The sequence below is a fragment of the Streptomyces sp. NPDC005492 genome, from assembly GCF_040605995.1.
In the GTDB taxonomy this organism is placed as follows: Bacteria; Actinomycetota; Actinomycetes; order Streptomycetales; family Streptomycetaceae; genus Streptomyces.
Genome location: NZ_JBEXDX010000028.1, coordinates 1 through 14,989, shown reverse-complemented (window position 1 = coordinate 14,989; position 14,989 = coordinate 1). Strand labels below are relative to the sequence as shown.

General features: G+C 70.4%; 15 protein-coding genes. 9 read left to right on the top strand and 6 right to left on the bottom strand.

Annotated features, from left to right (window positions below):
- Positions 1 to 30: 30 nt before the first annotated feature.
- Both ABZT04_RS30420 and ABZT04_RS30415 read left to right on the top strand, forming a co-directional pair.
- Positions 31 to 393, top strand: a complete 363-nt coding sequence (locus tag ABZT04_RS30420; protein WP_356060187.1) for a DUF1304 domain-containing protein — start codon at positions 31 to 33, stop codon at positions 391 to 393.
- Positions 390 to 953: a TetR/AcrR family transcriptional regulator gene (locus tag ABZT04_RS30415; protein ID WP_356060186.1), complete on the top strand. Its 564-nt coding sequence runs from the start codon at positions 390 to 392 to the stop codon at positions 951 to 953. The genes ABZT04_RS30420 and ABZT04_RS30415 overlap by 4 nt, the downstream gene beginning before the upstream one ends.
- Positions 954 to 960: 7 nt before the next feature.
- On the opposite strand, the gene ABZT04_RS30410 is transcribed toward ABZT04_RS30415, so the two are convergent.
- Complete coding sequence (locus ABZT04_RS30410; protein WP_356060185.1) at positions 961 to 1,788, bottom strand: hypothetical protein; 828 nt, start codon at positions 1,786 to 1,788, stop codon at positions 961 to 963.
- A 58-nt stretch (positions 1,789 to 1,846) separates the two neighbouring features.
- Positions 1,847 to 2,794: a helix-turn-helix domain-containing protein gene (locus tag ABZT04_RS30405; RefSeq protein WP_356060184.1), complete on the bottom strand. Its 948-nt coding sequence runs from the start codon at positions 2,792 to 2,794 to the stop codon at positions 1,847 to 1,849.
- Between the two features lie 71 nt (positions 2,795 to 2,865).
- On the opposite strand from ABZT04_RS30405, the gene ABZT04_RS30400 reads away from it, so the two are divergent.
- On the top strand, positions 2,866 to 3,816 hold the full coding sequence (locus ABZT04_RS30400; RefSeq protein ID WP_356060183.1) for an NADP-dependent oxidoreductase: 951 nt from the start codon (positions 2,866 to 2,868) through the stop codon (positions 3,814 to 3,816).
- 215 nt (positions 3,817 to 4,031) lie between these two features.
- On the opposite strand, the gene ABZT04_RS30395 is transcribed toward ABZT04_RS30400, so the two are convergent.
- Complete coding sequence (locus ABZT04_RS30395; RefSeq protein WP_356060182.1) at positions 4,032 to 5,138, bottom strand: NAD(P)-dependent alcohol dehydrogenase; 1,107 nt, start codon at positions 5,136 to 5,138, stop codon at positions 4,032 to 4,034.
- A 25-nt stretch (positions 5,139 to 5,163) separates the two neighbouring features.
- Positions 5,164 to 6,618 carry an aldehyde dehydrogenase family protein gene (locus ABZT04_RS30390; RefSeq protein ID WP_356060181.1) on the bottom strand — a complete coding sequence of 485 codons (1,455 nt, stop codon included), beginning with the start codon at positions 6,616 to 6,618 and terminating at the stop codon, positions 5,164 to 5,166.
- Positions 6,619 to 6,733: 115 nt separating this feature from the next.
- Between ABZT04_RS30390 and ABZT04_RS30385 the strand changes: the two genes are divergently transcribed.
- Together ABZT04_RS30385 and ABZT04_RS30380 are read left to right on the top strand one after the other, a co-directional pair.
- The gene (locus tag ABZT04_RS30385) at positions 6,734 to 7,183 is read left to right on the top strand and encodes a MarR family transcriptional regulator (protein ID WP_356060180.1); all 450 of its coding nucleotides are present in this window, start codon (positions 6,734 to 6,736) and stop codon (positions 7,181 to 7,183) included.
- Between the two features lie 81 nt (positions 7,184 to 7,264).
- The gene (locus tag ABZT04_RS30380) at positions 7,265 to 7,702 is read left to right on the top strand and encodes an anti-sigma factor antagonist (RefSeq protein ID WP_356060179.1); all 438 of its coding nucleotides are present in this window, start codon (positions 7,265 to 7,267) and stop codon (positions 7,700 to 7,702) included.
- Here ABZT04_RS30380 and tuf read toward each other — a convergent pair.
- Together tuf and ABZT04_RS30370 are read right to left on the bottom strand one after the other, a co-directional pair.
- Entirely contained in the window at positions 7,695 to 8,888 is a 1,194-nt protein-coding gene (tuf, locus tag ABZT04_RS30375) for an elongation factor Tu (protein WP_356060178.1), read from the bottom strand. The genes ABZT04_RS30380 and tuf overlap by 8 nt on opposite strands.
- 55 nt (positions 8,889 to 8,943) lie before the next feature.
- Entirely contained in the window at positions 8,944 to 9,897 is a 954-nt protein-coding gene (locus tag ABZT04_RS30370) for a ribose-phosphate diphosphokinase (RefSeq protein WP_356060177.1), read from the bottom strand.
- A 195-nt stretch (positions 9,898 to 10,092) separates the two neighbouring features.
- On the opposite strand from ABZT04_RS30370, the gene otr(A) reads away from it, so the two are divergent.
- From otr(A) to ABZT04_RS30350, 4 genes are all read left to right on the top strand, one after another.
- Positions 10,093 to 11,952, top strand: coding sequence for a tetracycline resistance ribosomal protection protein Otr(A) (gene otr(A), locus ABZT04_RS30365; protein WP_356060176.1), 1,860 nt, complete (start codon positions 10,093 to 10,095; stop codon positions 11,950 to 11,952).
- Between the two features lie 266 nt (positions 11,953 to 12,218).
- Positions 12,219 to 12,881 carry a DUF4230 domain-containing protein gene (locus tag ABZT04_RS30360; RefSeq protein ID WP_356060175.1) on the top strand — a complete coding sequence of 221 codons (663 nt, stop codon included), beginning with the start codon at positions 12,219 to 12,221 and terminating at the stop codon, positions 12,879 to 12,881.
- A 42-nt stretch (positions 12,882 to 12,923) separates the two neighbouring features.
- Positions 12,924 to 13,517: a VanZ family protein gene (locus ABZT04_RS30355; RefSeq protein ID WP_356060174.1), complete on the top strand. Its 594-nt coding sequence runs from the start codon at positions 12,924 to 12,926 to the stop codon at positions 13,515 to 13,517.
- 131 nt (positions 13,518 to 13,648) lie between these two features.
- Positions 13,649 to 14,890 (top strand): family 16 glycosylhydrolase, encoded by a 1,242-nt coding sequence (locus tag ABZT04_RS30350; protein ID WP_356060173.1) that lies wholly within the window; start codon positions 13,649 to 13,651, stop codon positions 14,888 to 14,890.
- Positions 14,891 to 14,989: the final 99 nt, after the last annotated feature.

Sequence of the window (14,989 nt, the reverse complement as noted above, 5' to 3'; positions counted from 1 at the left end):
CTGTCCAAGACGACGAGGAGTCTGCTGATCATGGAAACGCTCGCGAACGTGCTGGTGGGGCTGGTGGCCGCGCTGCATCTGTACATCCTGGTGCTGGAGATGTTCCTGTGGCAGAAGAAGCCCGGGCGGGGGCTGCACGGATTCGACCCCGAGATGGCGAGAGCCACCGCGCCCATGGCCGCCAACCAGGGCCTGTACAACGGCTTCCTCGCCGCGGGTCTCATCTGGGGCCTGATCGCCGCCGACCCGACCGGCTTCCGCGCCCAGGTGTTCTTCCTGAGCTGTGTCCTGGTCGCCGGTGTGTACGGCGCGGTGACGGCGAACCGGCGCATCCTGTTCGCGCAGGCGCTGCCCGGCGCGCTGGCCCTGGCCGCCGTCCTGATCGCCCGGTGAGCCGCGCCGAGCCCGAGGACCGGCGGGCCGCCCGCACCCGGGCACGGCTGCGCCAGGCTCTCCTCGACGAGTGCGCCGAGCACCCCTTGGAGGAGGTCGGCGTCGCCGCGCTGGTGCGCCGGGCCGGGGTCGGCCGGGCCACGTTCTACGTCCACTACGACGGCCTGGAAGCGCTTGCGGTCGACGCCTGCGCCGATGTCGTACGGGAGGCGGTGGAGGCGCTGCACGCCTGGCGCGGCCGGCCCGATCCGGTGCACGCGCCGCCCGCGCTGCCGGAGTTCTTCGCCGGGCTGCTCCCCCACGCGGCCCTGTACCGCGCTCTGTTGAGCCCGGGCGGCGGCGGTCCGCTCGGCCGGGTCCTGCACCGGGACCTGCGCGCCTACAGCCTGCGTGAGCGTGAACTCGCGGGTGCGGCGGACGCCCCGCTCGTCGCCTCGGCGGTCGCCGGGACCTTCGGCGGGGTCCTGGCCGACTGGCTGCACGGGCTGTTGGAGGGCACGGCGGAGGAAATCGCCGACCAGGTATGGCAGTTGCTGGTCGCCCTGCACATGAGCCGGTGACACCGGCTCACTGACAGGCCACGCCGGTCTTCACCAGCGGCCAGGCCTCCACGCCGTCGGGTGTGCGGACGTAGGCCTTCGACGCGTCGGCCGTGAGCCACAACTGCCAGTGGCGGTACCGGTATCCGGTGTCGCGGGCGGTCGCGGGCATCGGGACGTCGCCATCGTAGGGGGCGGTGAGCATGCCGGACGGCAGCACCCCGTCCGGATCGCGGGCGTACAGCCTGGCCTTCTCGTCCTTGCCGGTCTGCAGGAAGTGCGCCTTCTGCCAGTCGCAGTGGGCGGCGCCGACCGAGCTGCTCACCCGTGTGGTCGGCACGCGATGCCCGTCCCGGTCGGTCCAGATCTCGTATCCGTGCGCCTCGGCGAAGCCCGCCGGGAGTTCGGCCGGGTCGCAGGAGGCGCTGCTCTCCGGGCCCCAACCCGGCCTGTTCTTCTGGTCCTTGGCGACGACGACGGCGACCTTCGTACGGCCGTCGACGTCGTACGAGAACAGGACGCGCCCGCTCTCTTCGCGCTCGACGCGGTAGCCGGTGTGCGGCACGTCCGGCTGCTCGATGTCGAAGTACGCCCGCAGGCCGCCCTCGGGGGTCTTGCCGCCGTCGCCCTTGCTCCACGCCTCGGCGCCGTCGCCCGGGTACATCTCGCCGTCGCACTCCAGCGCCCGGCCCGCGGCGCCCCACTCGTCGGAGCCGGTGGCCCGTACGTACAGCGGTCCGGCGTAGGGCGTGGCGGGCGGGGTGCCCGCGACCACGACGTCCGCCCCGTCCTCGGTGCCACATCCCGCCGCCGTCGCGGCCACCAGCGCGGCAACCGCCGCGAGCCCTCTGCGCATGACCCATCCCCCTCGCGTGTTGTTCCTACGACGTGCGGGTGGCCCGGAACGTTCGGGGTCAGCGGGTTTCCTGGAAGGTACGCCGGTATGCCTGCGGGGACACCCCGATCGCCGCGTGCAGGTGCTGGCGCAGGGACGCGCCGGTCGCGAAGCCGACGCGGCCCGCGATCTGGTCGACCGAGAGGTCGCTGGCCTCCAGCAGATCGCGGGCGCGGACGACCCGCTGCTGGATCAGCCAGCGGCCGGGGCTGAGCCCCACTTCGTCGTGGAAGCGGCGGGCGAAGGTGCGCAGGCTCATGCCCGCGTGACGGGCGAGGTCGGTCAGCGCGAGGGGTTCGTCGAGGCGGGTGAGGGCCCATTCGCGGGTGGCGGCCGTGCTCGTGGCACCGGACTCGGGCACCGGCCGCTGGATGTACTGGGCCTGGCCGCCGTCACGGAACGGGGGGACGACGCAGCAGCGGGCCACGAAGTTGGCCAGTTCGCTGCCGTGGTCCGTGCGCACGATGTGCAGGCAGACGTCGACGCCGGAGGCCGCTCCGGCGGAGGTGAGGATCCGGCCGTCGTGGACGAAGAGCACGTCCGGGTCGACCTCGACCTTCGGGTACTCGGCGCGGAGGCGGTCGGCGACATGCCAGTGGGTGGTGGCGCGGCGGCCGTCGAGGAGGCCGGCGGCGGCGAGCACGAAGGCGGCCGTGCAGATCGAGACGATCCGGGCGTCCGGGCGGATCCGGGCGAGGGCGTCGGCGATCTCGGCGGGGAGCCCGGTCGGGATGTGCGTGGTCGCCATGGAGGCCACCACGACCGTGTCCGCCGTTTCGAGGATCTCGGGTCCGTGGTCCACCGCGATCGAGAAGTCGGCGTTGGTGCGCACCGGGCGGCCGTCGACGGTGCAGGTCAAAACCTCGTAGCGGCCACCGGCTGCGCCGAAGATCCGGCTGGGGATGCCCAGTTCGAAGGGGTAGACGCCGTCGAGCGCCAGGACCACGACCCGTTCCACATGCTGCATGGCACGATCCTATCGAAGGTTGGCCATCATGCCATTTTCTTGCCGTGCGGCTCCCGGCAGGCTGGACGACCATGAGCACTGTGAACACCATGCGCGTCATCACTCAGCACGTTCTCGGCGGCCCCGAGGTCCTGGAAGTGGCCGAGGTGGAGCGGCCCGCGCCGCGCCCGAACGAGATCCTGATCCGGGTGCGGGCCGCCGGGGTCAACCCCACCGACTGGAAGCACCGGGCCAACGGCGGTTTCCTCGGCGAGCCGCCCTTCGTCCTCGGCTGGGACGTCTCGGGTGTCGTCGAGGCGGTCGGCATCGGCGTCGCCCGCTTCTCGCCCGGCGACGAGGTCTTCGGGATGCTGTCCTATCCGTTCGGGCACGGTGCGCACGCCGAGTACGTGGCCGCGCCGGCCCGTTTCTTCGTCCGCAAGCCGGCCGGGATCGACCACGTCCAGGCGGGCGCGCTGCCCCTGGTCTCGCTGACGGCGTGGCAGGCGCTGGTCGAGGCGGCCGAACTGCGGTCGGGACAGCGGGTGTTGATCCATGCGGCGGCCGGCGGGGTCGGGCATGTGGCCGTGCAGATCGCGAAGGCGCGGGGCGCGTACGTGATCGGCACGGCGAGCGCGGGCAAGCACGACTTCCTGCGCGAGCTGGGCGTGGACGAGGCGATCGACTACCGGGAGACGGACTTCGCCGAGGCCGTGAAGGACGTGGACGTCGTCCTGGACACGCTCGGCGGCGACACCTCGCTCCGCTCGCTGCGGGTGCTGCGGCCGGGCGGGGTCGTGGTCTCGATCTCGCCGATCGGCAAGGACGACTTCTATGAGGAGGCCGAACGGCTGGGAGTACGGGCGGTGCGCATGCTCGTCGACTCCGACCGCGCCCATATGGAGGCCGTCGCGGACCTCGTCGAGGCGGGCAAGTTGCGCGCGACGATCGCCGGGACGTTCCCGCTGGCCGAGGCCGCCGAGGCACACGCGCTCGGCGGCACCGGCCGCACCGCGGGCAAGCTGGTGCTGACGGTCGACTGAGCCGGAGAACGGCCGGGCCGGCCGGCCTGTCGTACATGGCCGGCCCGGCGGGACATCGTCAGCCGGTTGACGACGGCCGGCCGGTGGAAGACGGCCGGCCGGTTCGGAAACAGCCAACCGGTCGAAGACAGGCAGCCCAGTCGGAAACAGTCGGCCCGGCCGAAAACAGCCAGCCGGTCGGAAACGGCTGCCCCAGCCGCAGGCGGTCGGCCCGGTCAGAAGGTGAGCACGGGCTTGATGGCCTTGCCCGCGCTCATGTCCCGCACCGCCTGGTCGATGTCCGCGAAGGGATAGGTCGTGATCAGGCGGTGCAGCGGGAGCCGCCCCTCCTTCACCAGCCGCACCAGCGCGGGGATGAAGCTCTGTGTCTCGCTGTCACCGAGGGTGAGACCCTCGATGCGCCTCCCGGGGAGCAACCCGTTGACGTCCAGGGCGACTTCACTGCCGAACGGCGGCGCCCCCACGACGACCAGCGTGCCCCGGGCGGCGAGCGCGTCGGCGCCCTGGCGGAGGACGGCGACACTGCCGGTCGTCTCGACGATGCCGTCGGCACCCTGTCCGTCGGTCAGCACCGCGAGGGCCTCGCCGAGGTCCGCCTCCCCGGCGTTGACGGTGTGGGTGGCACCCAACTCCTTTGCCAGCAGCAGGCGTTCGGCGATCCTATCGACGGCGATGATGCGGGTGGCGGGGGTGAGGGCGGCGGCCATCACGGCGGAGAGCCCGACCGCCCCGGCGCCGAGCACCACCACCGTGTCGCCGAGCCGTGGCTTGAGGACGTTCCAGACGGCGCCCACTCCCGTCTGAACTCCGCAGCCCAGCGGGGCGATCGACTCCAGCGGCACCTCCGGGTCGACCTTCACCAGGCTGCGCTCGTCGACCAACGCCCGCTCGGCGAAAGAGGATTGACCGAAGAAGTGCCCGCCGAGCGGCTCTCCGCCCCGGCTGATGGTGCTGCTGCCGTCGGCGCGGCGACCCCCGATGAGGTTCAGCGGCAGCCAGGTCGCACAGTACGCCGGGTGGCCGCCCTGGCAGTTGCGGCAGTCGCCGCAGGACGTGAAGGACAGGACGACATGGTCGCCGGGTGCGACACCGGTGACGGCGGAGCCGACCTCCTCGACGACACCGGCGCCCTCGTGACCGAGAACTCCGGGAAGCGGGAAGGGCAGTCCGCCGCTCGCCACGCCAAGATCGGTGTGACAGAGGCCTGTTGCGACGACCCGGACGAGTGCCTCGTGCGGGCCGGGCTCGGCCAGTTCGACGTCGGCGAGGGTGAACGGTGCGCCGCCCGACTCGACGACGGCCGCGCGCGTGGTGGTGGACATCGTGCGAACTCCTAGGTGGTGGCGGTCAGTCGAGCGAGACGACGACGGACTTGGTCCGGGTGTACGCGGCGAGGCCCTCGGGGCCGTACTCGCGGCCGAAGCCGGAGTCCTTCACACCGCCGAAGGGGACGGCGGGGTCGAGCATCGCCCAGTCGTTGACCCAGACGATGCCCGCCTGGAGCCGGTCCGCGATGCGGTGGGCGCGGGCGAGGTTGCCGGTCTGGACACCCGAAGCCAGGCCGTACGGCGTGGAGTTGGCGAGCTCGACGGCCTCGTCCTCGGTGTCGAAGGGCTGCACGGTGAGGACCGGGCCGAAGATCTCCTCCTGGATCACCCGGGAGTCGTTGGCGAGGTCGGCGATGACGGTGGGCTTGTAGTAGTAGCCGCCGTCCAGATCGAGCCGTTCGCCGCCGCAGACGATCCGAGCGCCCTCCTTGCGGGCGAGTTCGACGTACTCCTCGACCTTCCGCAGATGCTTCTCCCCCGCCATCGGTCCTACGACGGTCTCGGGCAGCCGGGGGTCGCCGAGCGGGACGCCGGGGACGGCGTCGGCGAGGATGCCGAGGAGGGTGCTGTAGACGGGCCGGGCCACCAGCAGGCGGGGGCCGCCCATGCAGAACTGGCCGGTGTTGAAGACGAAGCCCTTGATGACCGCGCCGACCGCCTTCTCCAGGTCGGCGTCCTCGAAGACGATGTGGGCCGCGTTGCCGCCCAGTTCCATGGTCACGGGGGTGAGGTTCTCACCGGCGACACTGGCGGCGTGCCGGCCGACGGCGGTGGAGCCGGTGAAGGCGATCTTGTCGACGCCCGGGTGCCGCAGCAGGGCCTCGCCCGCGACCGGTCCGGCGCCGGTGACGACGTTGACGACACCGTCCGGGACGCCCGCCCGCTGGAGCAGTCCGGCCATGTAGAGGGCGCTGAGCGGGGTCTCGTCGGCGGGCTTGTGGACCACCGTGTTGCCTGCCGCGAGGGCGGGCGCGAGCTTCGAACCGGCAAGGATCAGGGGGAAGTTGAAGGGGGTGATCGCCGCGACCACGCCGAGCGGCTCGCGCTTGGTGTAGGCGAGCGCGTTGAGGGGGGTGTCGCGGGTCGCGCCGTCCAGCGAGTACGCGAGGGCGGCGTAGTGCTCGTAGTCGTTGGCCGCGTTGGTCACGTCGACGGCGTGGCACAGGGTGATGGGCTTGCCTACGTCGAGGCTCTCCAGTCGGGCGAGTTCGTCGGCGTTCTCTCGGATGAGTTCGGCGACGCGGTGCAGGACCCGGCCGCGCTCACGGCCGCTGAGCCCGGACCAGTGGCCGCTGTCGAAGGCCTCACGGGCGGCGCGGACGGCCGCGTCCACGTCGGCGGGGCCCGCTTCGGCGACCGTGGTGACGACCCGGCCCCGGGACGGGTCGACCACCTCGGTGCGTGCTCCGTCGGCGGCCTCGCGCCACTGCCCGCCGACGAACAGGCGGCCGGGTTCGATCTCGAAGGCGGTCATCGCCACTCCTCAGCATCGTTGCCAAGATTTCAACCAACAGGATTCCTGTTGGTTGCTCGTCTGGTCCGCAGTCTCATTACAGACAGGTTTCCTGTCAATGCTCTAGGCTGAATCCATGGTCGGCACCCAGGCAACATCCCAGCCAACGAAGGCACCCCCGTCCCTGCTGTACATGGTCAAGCAGGTGGAGCTGGTCGTCCGCTCACATCTGGACGAGCTGGTCAAGCCGTACGGCATCACCGCACTCCAGTACACCGCGCTCACGGTCCTGGAGCGACACGACGGCCTGTCCGCGGCACAACTGGCCCGGGACTCCTTCGTCACCGCGCAGTCCATCGCCGACCTGGTCCGCTCGCTGGAGGGGCGCGGGCTGATCCGCCGGGAGCGCAATCCGCGCAACCGGCGCGAGCTGCTGATCCTGCTGACCGGCGAGGGACGCGAACTGCTGACGGACTGCGCGGAGCCGGTGCGGGAGCTGGAGGAGCGGATGGTGCGCGAGCTCACGGCGCACCAGAGCGAGCAGTTCCGCCAGGCACTGACCAAGGCCTGGCACGCCCTGTCGTAGGCCGGGCGCACGCCGGGGCGGTCCGTGCCGCGCACATCACAGAAAGCTCTGGCTCGATTCGAAGACATATGTCAATCGAACATGCTCAAATTCACTCCATCGAGGGTAACTTGCAGGGCGGGGGCTGTTGGAGGGGATGTGGTCGTGCAGCAGGAACCCGCACCACTCACCCGGTTTCTGCACATTCACCGGGAACGGGGGTTCACGGTGCTGGAGTTACGCGGCGAGATCGACATCGCCGCGGCGATGGAGATCATCCCGTATCTGGACCGGGTGACCGGCAGGCAGGGCGCACGCGTCGTGCTGGACCTGCGGCACGTCGAGTTCTTCGACTGCTCGGGCCTCCGCCTGCTCTTCCGTGCCCGGCTTCGGGTGCTGGACCGGGGCGGCAGGCTGTACCTCGTCTGCACCCATCCGCTGACCCTGCGCATCCTCCGGATCACCGGACTCGCGCAACTGCTGCCGCCCCGGCCCACACTGGACGCGGCCCTGGAGGAGGCGGAGACCACGCCTACCTGATGATGCGGGTGACCTGCCCCGCCCCCACCGTCCGGCCGCCCTCGCGGATCGCGAATTTCAGCCCCTCCTCCATCGCGATCGGTTGGATCAGCTCGACATGCATGGTCGTGTTGTCGCCCGGCATGACCATCTCGGTGCCCTTCGGCAGGGTCACCACACCGGTCACGTCCGTGGTGCGGAAGTAGAACTGCGGGCGGTAGTTGTGGAAGAAGGGCGTGTGCCGGCCGCCCTCGTCCTTGGACAGGATGTAGGCGCGGGCCTCGAACTCGACGTGCGGGGTGACCGATCCGGGCTTGATGACGACCTGGCCGCGCTCCACGTCCTCGCGCTTGACCCCGCGCAGCAGCAGTCCGACGTTCTCGCCGGCCCGGCCCTCGTCGAGGAGTTTGCGGAACATCTCGATGCCGGTGACGGTCGTCCTGGTCTTCTGCGGGTGGATGCCGATGATCTCCACCTCGTTGTTGACCCTCAGCACCCCGCGCTCGATCCGGCCGGTGACGACCGTGCCGCGCCCGGTGATGGTGAAGACGTCCTCGATCGGCAGCAGGAAGGGCCGGTCCACGTCCCGTACCGGCTCGGGCACGAACTCGTCGACGGCCGCGAGGAGTTCGAGCACCGAGGCGGTCCACTCGGGGTCCCCTTCCAGGGCCTTGAGCGCGGACACCTTGACCACCGGGAGGTCGTCGCCGGGGAACTCGTACTCGGTGAGCAGTTCCCGCACCTCCAGCTCGACCAGTTCCAGGATCTCCTCGTCGTCGACCATGTCCGTCTTGTTGAGGGCGACGACGATGTACGGCACGCCGACCTGCCGGGCCAGCAGTACGTGTTCCTTGGTCTGGGGCATGGGACCGTCGGTGGCCGCGACGACCAGGATCGCGCCGTCCATCTGAGCGGCGCCGGTGATCATGTTCTTGATGTAGTCGGCGTGCCCGGGGCAGTCGACGTGCGCGTAGTGCCGGTGCTCGGTCTGGTACTCGACATGGGCGATCGAGATCGTGATGCCGCGCTGCCGCTCCTCGGGCGCCTTGTCGATCTGGTCGAACGGCGTGAAGGGGTTGAGGTCGGGGAACCGGTCGTGCAGCACCTTCGTGATGGCCGCCGTCAGGGTGGTCTTGCCGTGGTCGATGTGACCGATGGTGCCGACGTTCACATGGGGTTTCGTCCGCTCGAACTTCGCCTTCGCCACGGCGAGTCCTCCTGATCACCTCGGTGCTGCCGAGCGTTGCTCCGTCCCTTCCTGTCTATTCGTTCGGCGGCGCGTCGAACAGGGCGCTGACGGACTCGCCGTTGTGAATGCGGCGGACGGCCTCGGCGAGCGCCGGGGCGATGGACAGGATGCGCAGCTTCTCGGTGCGCTCCTCCTCGGGCACCGGCACCGTGTTGGTGCAGACGATCTCCAGTACGTCGGGCTGCTCCCCGATCCGTTTCAGCGCGCCCGCCGCGAACAGGCCGTGGGTACAGGCCACTCGGATCGAGCGCGGCCCCAACTCCCGCAGCCGGTCGAGGAGTTCGAGGACAGTGCTGCCCTTGGCGATCTCGTCGTCCAGGACGATGACGTCCCGGTCCGCGATGTCACCGATGACGGAGCTGATGACGACCCGGTCGTCCGCGTACCGCTGCTTGGCACCGGCCGCCACCTGGGCGCCGATCAGCCGCGCGAACGCGGCGGCCTCCTTGGCGTTGCCGAGGTCCGGTGAGACGACGGTGGTGCGGGAGAGGTCGTACTGCCGGAAGTGGACGGCGAGTTCGCGCAGCGCGTGCAGATGGTCGACCGGGACCGAGAAGAAGCCGTGCACCTGCGGCGAGTGCAGGGTCATGGCCAGCACGCGGCTCGCGCCCGCCGCCACCATCAGGTCGGCGACCAGCCGGCCGCCCATCGAGATGCGCGGGGCGTCCTTCTTGTCGGAGCGGGCGTAGGAGTAGTGCGGCATGACGACGGTGATCCGCCCGGCGGAGGCGCCGCGCGCCGCGTCGCACATCAACAGCAGTTCGACCAGGTTCTCCTGGACCGGCTTGACCAGCGGCTGGATCAGGAAGACGTCCCGTTCCCGGCAGTTGGCCTGAAGCTGTACCTCCAGGCAGTCGTTGGCGAACCGGCTGACGCGGGTGGGGCTGAGCGGTACACCGAGATGCGCGCAGACCTCCTTCGCCAACTCGGGGTGGGCACTCCCGCTGAACACGGCGATGTCTCGCACGATCTGCTCCTCGCATGATCATTCCCGGCCGTGCCTCATGCTACTGACCCCGAAAACCGGTTGCGGACGCCCCGACGGCGCACGTCATGATGACCGCGTCCATCCACGCCTCACGTCAGGAACCCCAGATGCGCCGACTCCTCGGAATCCACCAGCCTCCCCACTGGACGACGGTTCTCGAGGACTCGACCACGCATGCACACCCTGAACATCGGAATCCTGGCCCACGTCGACGCCGGTAAGACCAGCCTCACCGAGCGGCTGCTGTTCGACCACGGCGCCATCGACCGGCTCGGCAGCGTCGACGCCGGTGACACCCGTACGGACGACGGCGCGATCGAGCGGCAGCGCGGGATCACCATCCGCTCGGCCGTCGCCGCGTTCACGTCCGGCGACACCCAGATCAACCTGATCGACACCCCCGGCCACTCGGACTTCGTCGCGGAGGTCGAGCGCGCCCTGGAGGTGCTCGACGGCGCGGTCCTGCTGCTGTCCGCCGTGGAGGGCGTCCAGGCGCAGACGCGGGTCCTGATGCGGACCCTGCGGCGGCTACGGCTGCCCACGCTCGTCTTCGTCAACAAGATCGACCGGGCCGGGGCCCGCGCCGACACCCTCCTCGCCGACGTCCGGCGCCTGCTGACCCCGCACATCGTCCCGCTGACGGACGTGACGGACCTCGGCACACCCGGCGCCCGCGTCCGACCCCGGCCGCCCGGCGACCCGGACCTGGCCGAGGCACTCGCCGACGTCGACCCGGACATCCTCGCGGCCGTCGTCGACGGCCCGCACCCCACCCCGGACGACCTGCGCAAGGCCCTCGCCGCCCGCACCGCCGACGGTTCGGTCCACCCGCTCCTGTTCGGCTCGGCCCTCGGCGGCCAGGGCGTCCCCGAACTCGTCGAGCACCTGACCCGGCTGACGCCGGCCCCGACCACGGGCCCGGGCACCCCGAGGGGCACGGTCTTCGCGGTCCGCCCCGGCCCGGGCCGCGAGCGGACCGCGTATCTGCGGCTCTACGACGGTGAGGTGGCCCCGCAGCAGCGGCTCACGTTCCGCCGGCACGGGGCGGACGGCCGGGCCGTGGAGGTTTCCGGCCGGGTCACGCGGCTCGATGTGATCGGCCGGTCCGGCCCGCTCACCGCCGGGAACATCGGCGCGCTGACCGGCCCGAAGGACATCCGGGTCGGCGACCGGCTCGGTGAACTCACCGAGCGGGCACCGCAGTTCGCGCCGCCGACCCTGGAGACGGTGGTCCGGGCGCGGCGGCGCGAGCAGTCGGCGGCCCTGCGCTCGGCCCTGCTGACGCTGGCCGACCAGGACCCGCTGCTGCACGCGCGGCCGACCGAATCCGGGGAGACCGCGCTGCTCCTGTACGGCGAGGTCCAGAAGGAGGTCCTCGCGGCGACCCTCGTCCAGGACTTCGGCATCGAGGCCGACTTCGAGCCGAGCCGGGTGCGCTTCCTGGAACGCCCGGCCGGGACCGGCGAGGCCTGCGACGAACTGCCGTGGCACGACCGCACCCGCTACTGGGCGACGGTCGGGCTGCGCGTGGAACCGGGAGCGCGCGGCTCCGGCGGGGTCTTCGCGTACGAGACCGAACTCGGCGCCCTCCCCCGCGCGTTCCACCAGGCCGTCGAGGACACCGTCCACGCGACTCTGCTCCGCGGGCTGCATGGCGCACCCGTCACGGACTACCGGGTCACCCTCATCCGGTCCGGGTTCGTCGCCCCGCTCAGCACGGCGGCCGACTTCCGCGGCCTCACCCCGATCGTGCTGCGCCGGGCGCTGCGGCTGGCGCGGACGCGGCTGTACGAGCCGTACGTCGCGTTCGAGACAGAGGTACCCCTGAGCGCGCTCGCACCGGTGACCGCACACCTCGCCTCCTGTCGCGCCGAGTTCACGGGCACGACCGGAGGCGTCGGCACCTGGCTGATCACCGGCGAGCTGCCGGCCCGCCGGGTGCGGGACATGGAACTGGCCCTGCCCGGGCTCACGCACGGTGAGGGGATGTGGTGGTCACGTCCGTCCGGGGACCGTGAACTGCGGTTCCACTGAGGGGTGTTGACCAGTGCGGTCGGGGAATCCGCGGCCAGTGTCACAGGACGGAGCGGACCAGACTCCGGATCGGTCACGGGACGCATGGGGTGACGCGGCCGGGAAATGCTGACTGCGGTCATCCGGGTCTCCCGGCGGGCCGGAACCGTGACTTTTCACCCCTGTGCGCCCTCCGTGCTCCCGTCAGGTTGACCGTTCGACCAACAGGTCGGTCTGACAGGGCATTTGGGGGGCATGCGCATACCGAGGAAGGGAGGGCCGTCCCCATGACGACTTCCATCAGCCGTGTGAACCGGCGCATGCCGGGCTGGGCGAAGGTGCTCACCGCCGTCGTCGTCGTGATCGCCGTGCTGTTCGCCGGGCTCAGGCTGGCCGTGCTCCCGGGCCTGCGCGACATCTTCGGCACCGAGACCCACGACCGTTCCGGCCCGGCCCTGCTCAAGTCCATTCAGGACATGAGCCGTTACGACGCGGCCTCCGGCAACTTCCAGGTCGTCGTGGATCTGGAGAAGGACGCCAAGTACCTGCCCGACGCGATCCGCGGCACCCGCACGCTGTACGTCGGAGCGGGCACCGTGGAGGGCTATGTCGACCTGGGCAAGCTCGGCAAGCAGGACGTGACGGTCAACGACGACCGCACATCGGCAAGCATCAAGCTGCCACACGCGACTCTCGGCAAGCCCGCGCTCGACCCGGACCACTCCTACACGGTCTCCAAGCAGCGCGGCCTGCTGGACCGCCTGGGCGACATCTTCTCCGACAACCCCAACAGCGAGCAGGCCGTGCAGAAGCTCGCCTCCAAGCACATCGGGGAGGCGGCGAAGACCAGCGGCCTGACCACGCGCGCCGAGACGAACACCACCAACATGCTCAAGGGACTCCTCGGCTCGCTCGGCTTCACCGACGTGAAGATCACCTACAGCGCCTGACCGGACGCTGCTGGACCATTGACCACACTGGAGGAGCACGGCATGGCCCGTACTGTCCCGCGCCTGCGCACAACCAAGAAGACGGAGCCCGCGTCGACGCCGAGCCGGCCCGACCGCGGGCGCCATAAACTACCCCTTGCCGTACGCCTGTTGGCGATGCTGCTCGGGTTCGTCTTCATGGTGGGGTTCGCTGTCGTACTGGCCAAGCTCACCCTGGAACCGTCGCCCGCGTCCAAGGCGCTCGTGCACACCAACCTGCATCCGGGCCGCTCCCTGAAGGCCTATGTCGATCAGCCCGCCCTGCGGGACGCCGTCAAGCAGATCGGCGGAAACGTGGTCCTCGGCATCCCGTTCGGGGTGCTGATACCCGTGTTCGCGCCCCGGGCGCGCGGCATCCTGAAGGTGCTGCTGCTGACGGCGACCGTGATGCTCCTCGTGGAGTTCGCGCAGGGCGCGCTGATCACCGGGCGGGCCTTCGACATCGACGACGTCATCCTCAACACCTCGGGCGCGCTGATCGGTTGGGTCCTGCTCGGGCGCCGGCTCGGCCGGACGCTGCACGCGCGGAAGCCTGTGGAGGCGGCCAGGACGACAAAGACATCCAAGGCGGCCAAAGCGTCGAAGACCGCTCCCTGACTTCAACTACTGGTCCGTACCAAGGTATTGACGCTCCCCTTATCTCACTTCTTAAATCAAGAGGCGACGCTTTCACCCCCCACCCCGGTCGGCGTGTCGGTCCCCACGGCCGCCGTACAGAAGGGAATGCCGTGGCCTCCCCACGCATGCTCCGCAGATGTCTTTTCGCCGCTCTGTCCGCCGCACTGGTCGCGTCCGCCGCGATCGGTCCGGCGCGGGCCGACTCCTCCTCGGCAGCACAGGCCGACGCCGTCACGTTCTCCGACACCTTCGACGGGGCGGCCGGCAGTGCCGTCAACTCCTCGAAGTGGACGCAGGAGACCGGCGACAACGTCAACAACCACGAGCGTGAGTACTACACATCGGGCACCAACAACGCGGCCCTGGACGGCCAGGGCCACCTGGTGATCACGGCCAAGAAGGAGAACCCCGCCAACTACCAGTGCTGGTACGGCACTTGCCAGTACACCTCGGCCCGGATGAACACCTCCGGGAAGTTCAGCGCGCAGTACGGGCACGTCGAGGCCCGGATGAAGATCCCGCGCGGGCAGGGCATGTGGCCCGCGTTCTGGATGCTCGGCACCGACATCGGTACGGCCGGCTGGCCCGGATCGGGCGAGATCGACGTCATGGAGAACGTCGGCTTCGAGCCCTCCACGGTCCACGGCACCATCCACGGCCCCGGCTATTCCGGCGCCAACGGGATCGGCGCCGCCTACACGCTGGCGAACGGCGCGGCCTTCGCGGACGCCTTCCACACCTTCGCCGTCGACTGGGCGCCCAACTCGATCAAGTGGTCGGTGGACGGTGTCGTCTACGAGACCCGCACGCCCGCCGACGTGGGCGGCAACACCTGGGTGTTCAACAAGCCGTTCTTCCTGATCCTCAACCTGGCGGTCGGCGGCGACTGGCCGGGCGACCCGAACAGCGCCACGGCCTTCCCGGCCCAGCTCGTGGTGGACTCGGTGTCGGTGACCACGAGCGACACGGCGGCGGGCGTGGCGATCAAGGGCCTGGCCGGCAAGTGCGTGGACGTCAACGGGGCGAACTCCGCCAACGGGACCGCCGTCCAGCTCTACGACTGCAACGGCTCGGCGGCCCAGCAGTGGACCGTGGGCTCCGACGGCACGATCCGCGCCCTCGGCAAGTGCCTGGACGTGGCCAGTGGCGGCACCGCCGACGGCACCAAGGTCCAGCTCTACGACTGCAACGGCTCCGCCGCCCAGCAGTGGGCCGTCAGCTCGGCGAACGACATCGTCAACCCACAGGCCAACAAGTGCCTGGACGTCACCGGCAACAACTCCGCCAACGGCACGCCGCTCCAGATCTGGACCTGCTCGGGCGCCGCCAACCAGAAGTGGACGGTCGGCTGACCTCGTAAGGCCTAGTGCGGCAACCAGGTGAACTTGTCTCCACCGACCGTTCCCCAAGTCGACGGTCCCCTGCGGGATTTGGGGACCCATCGTGTAGGC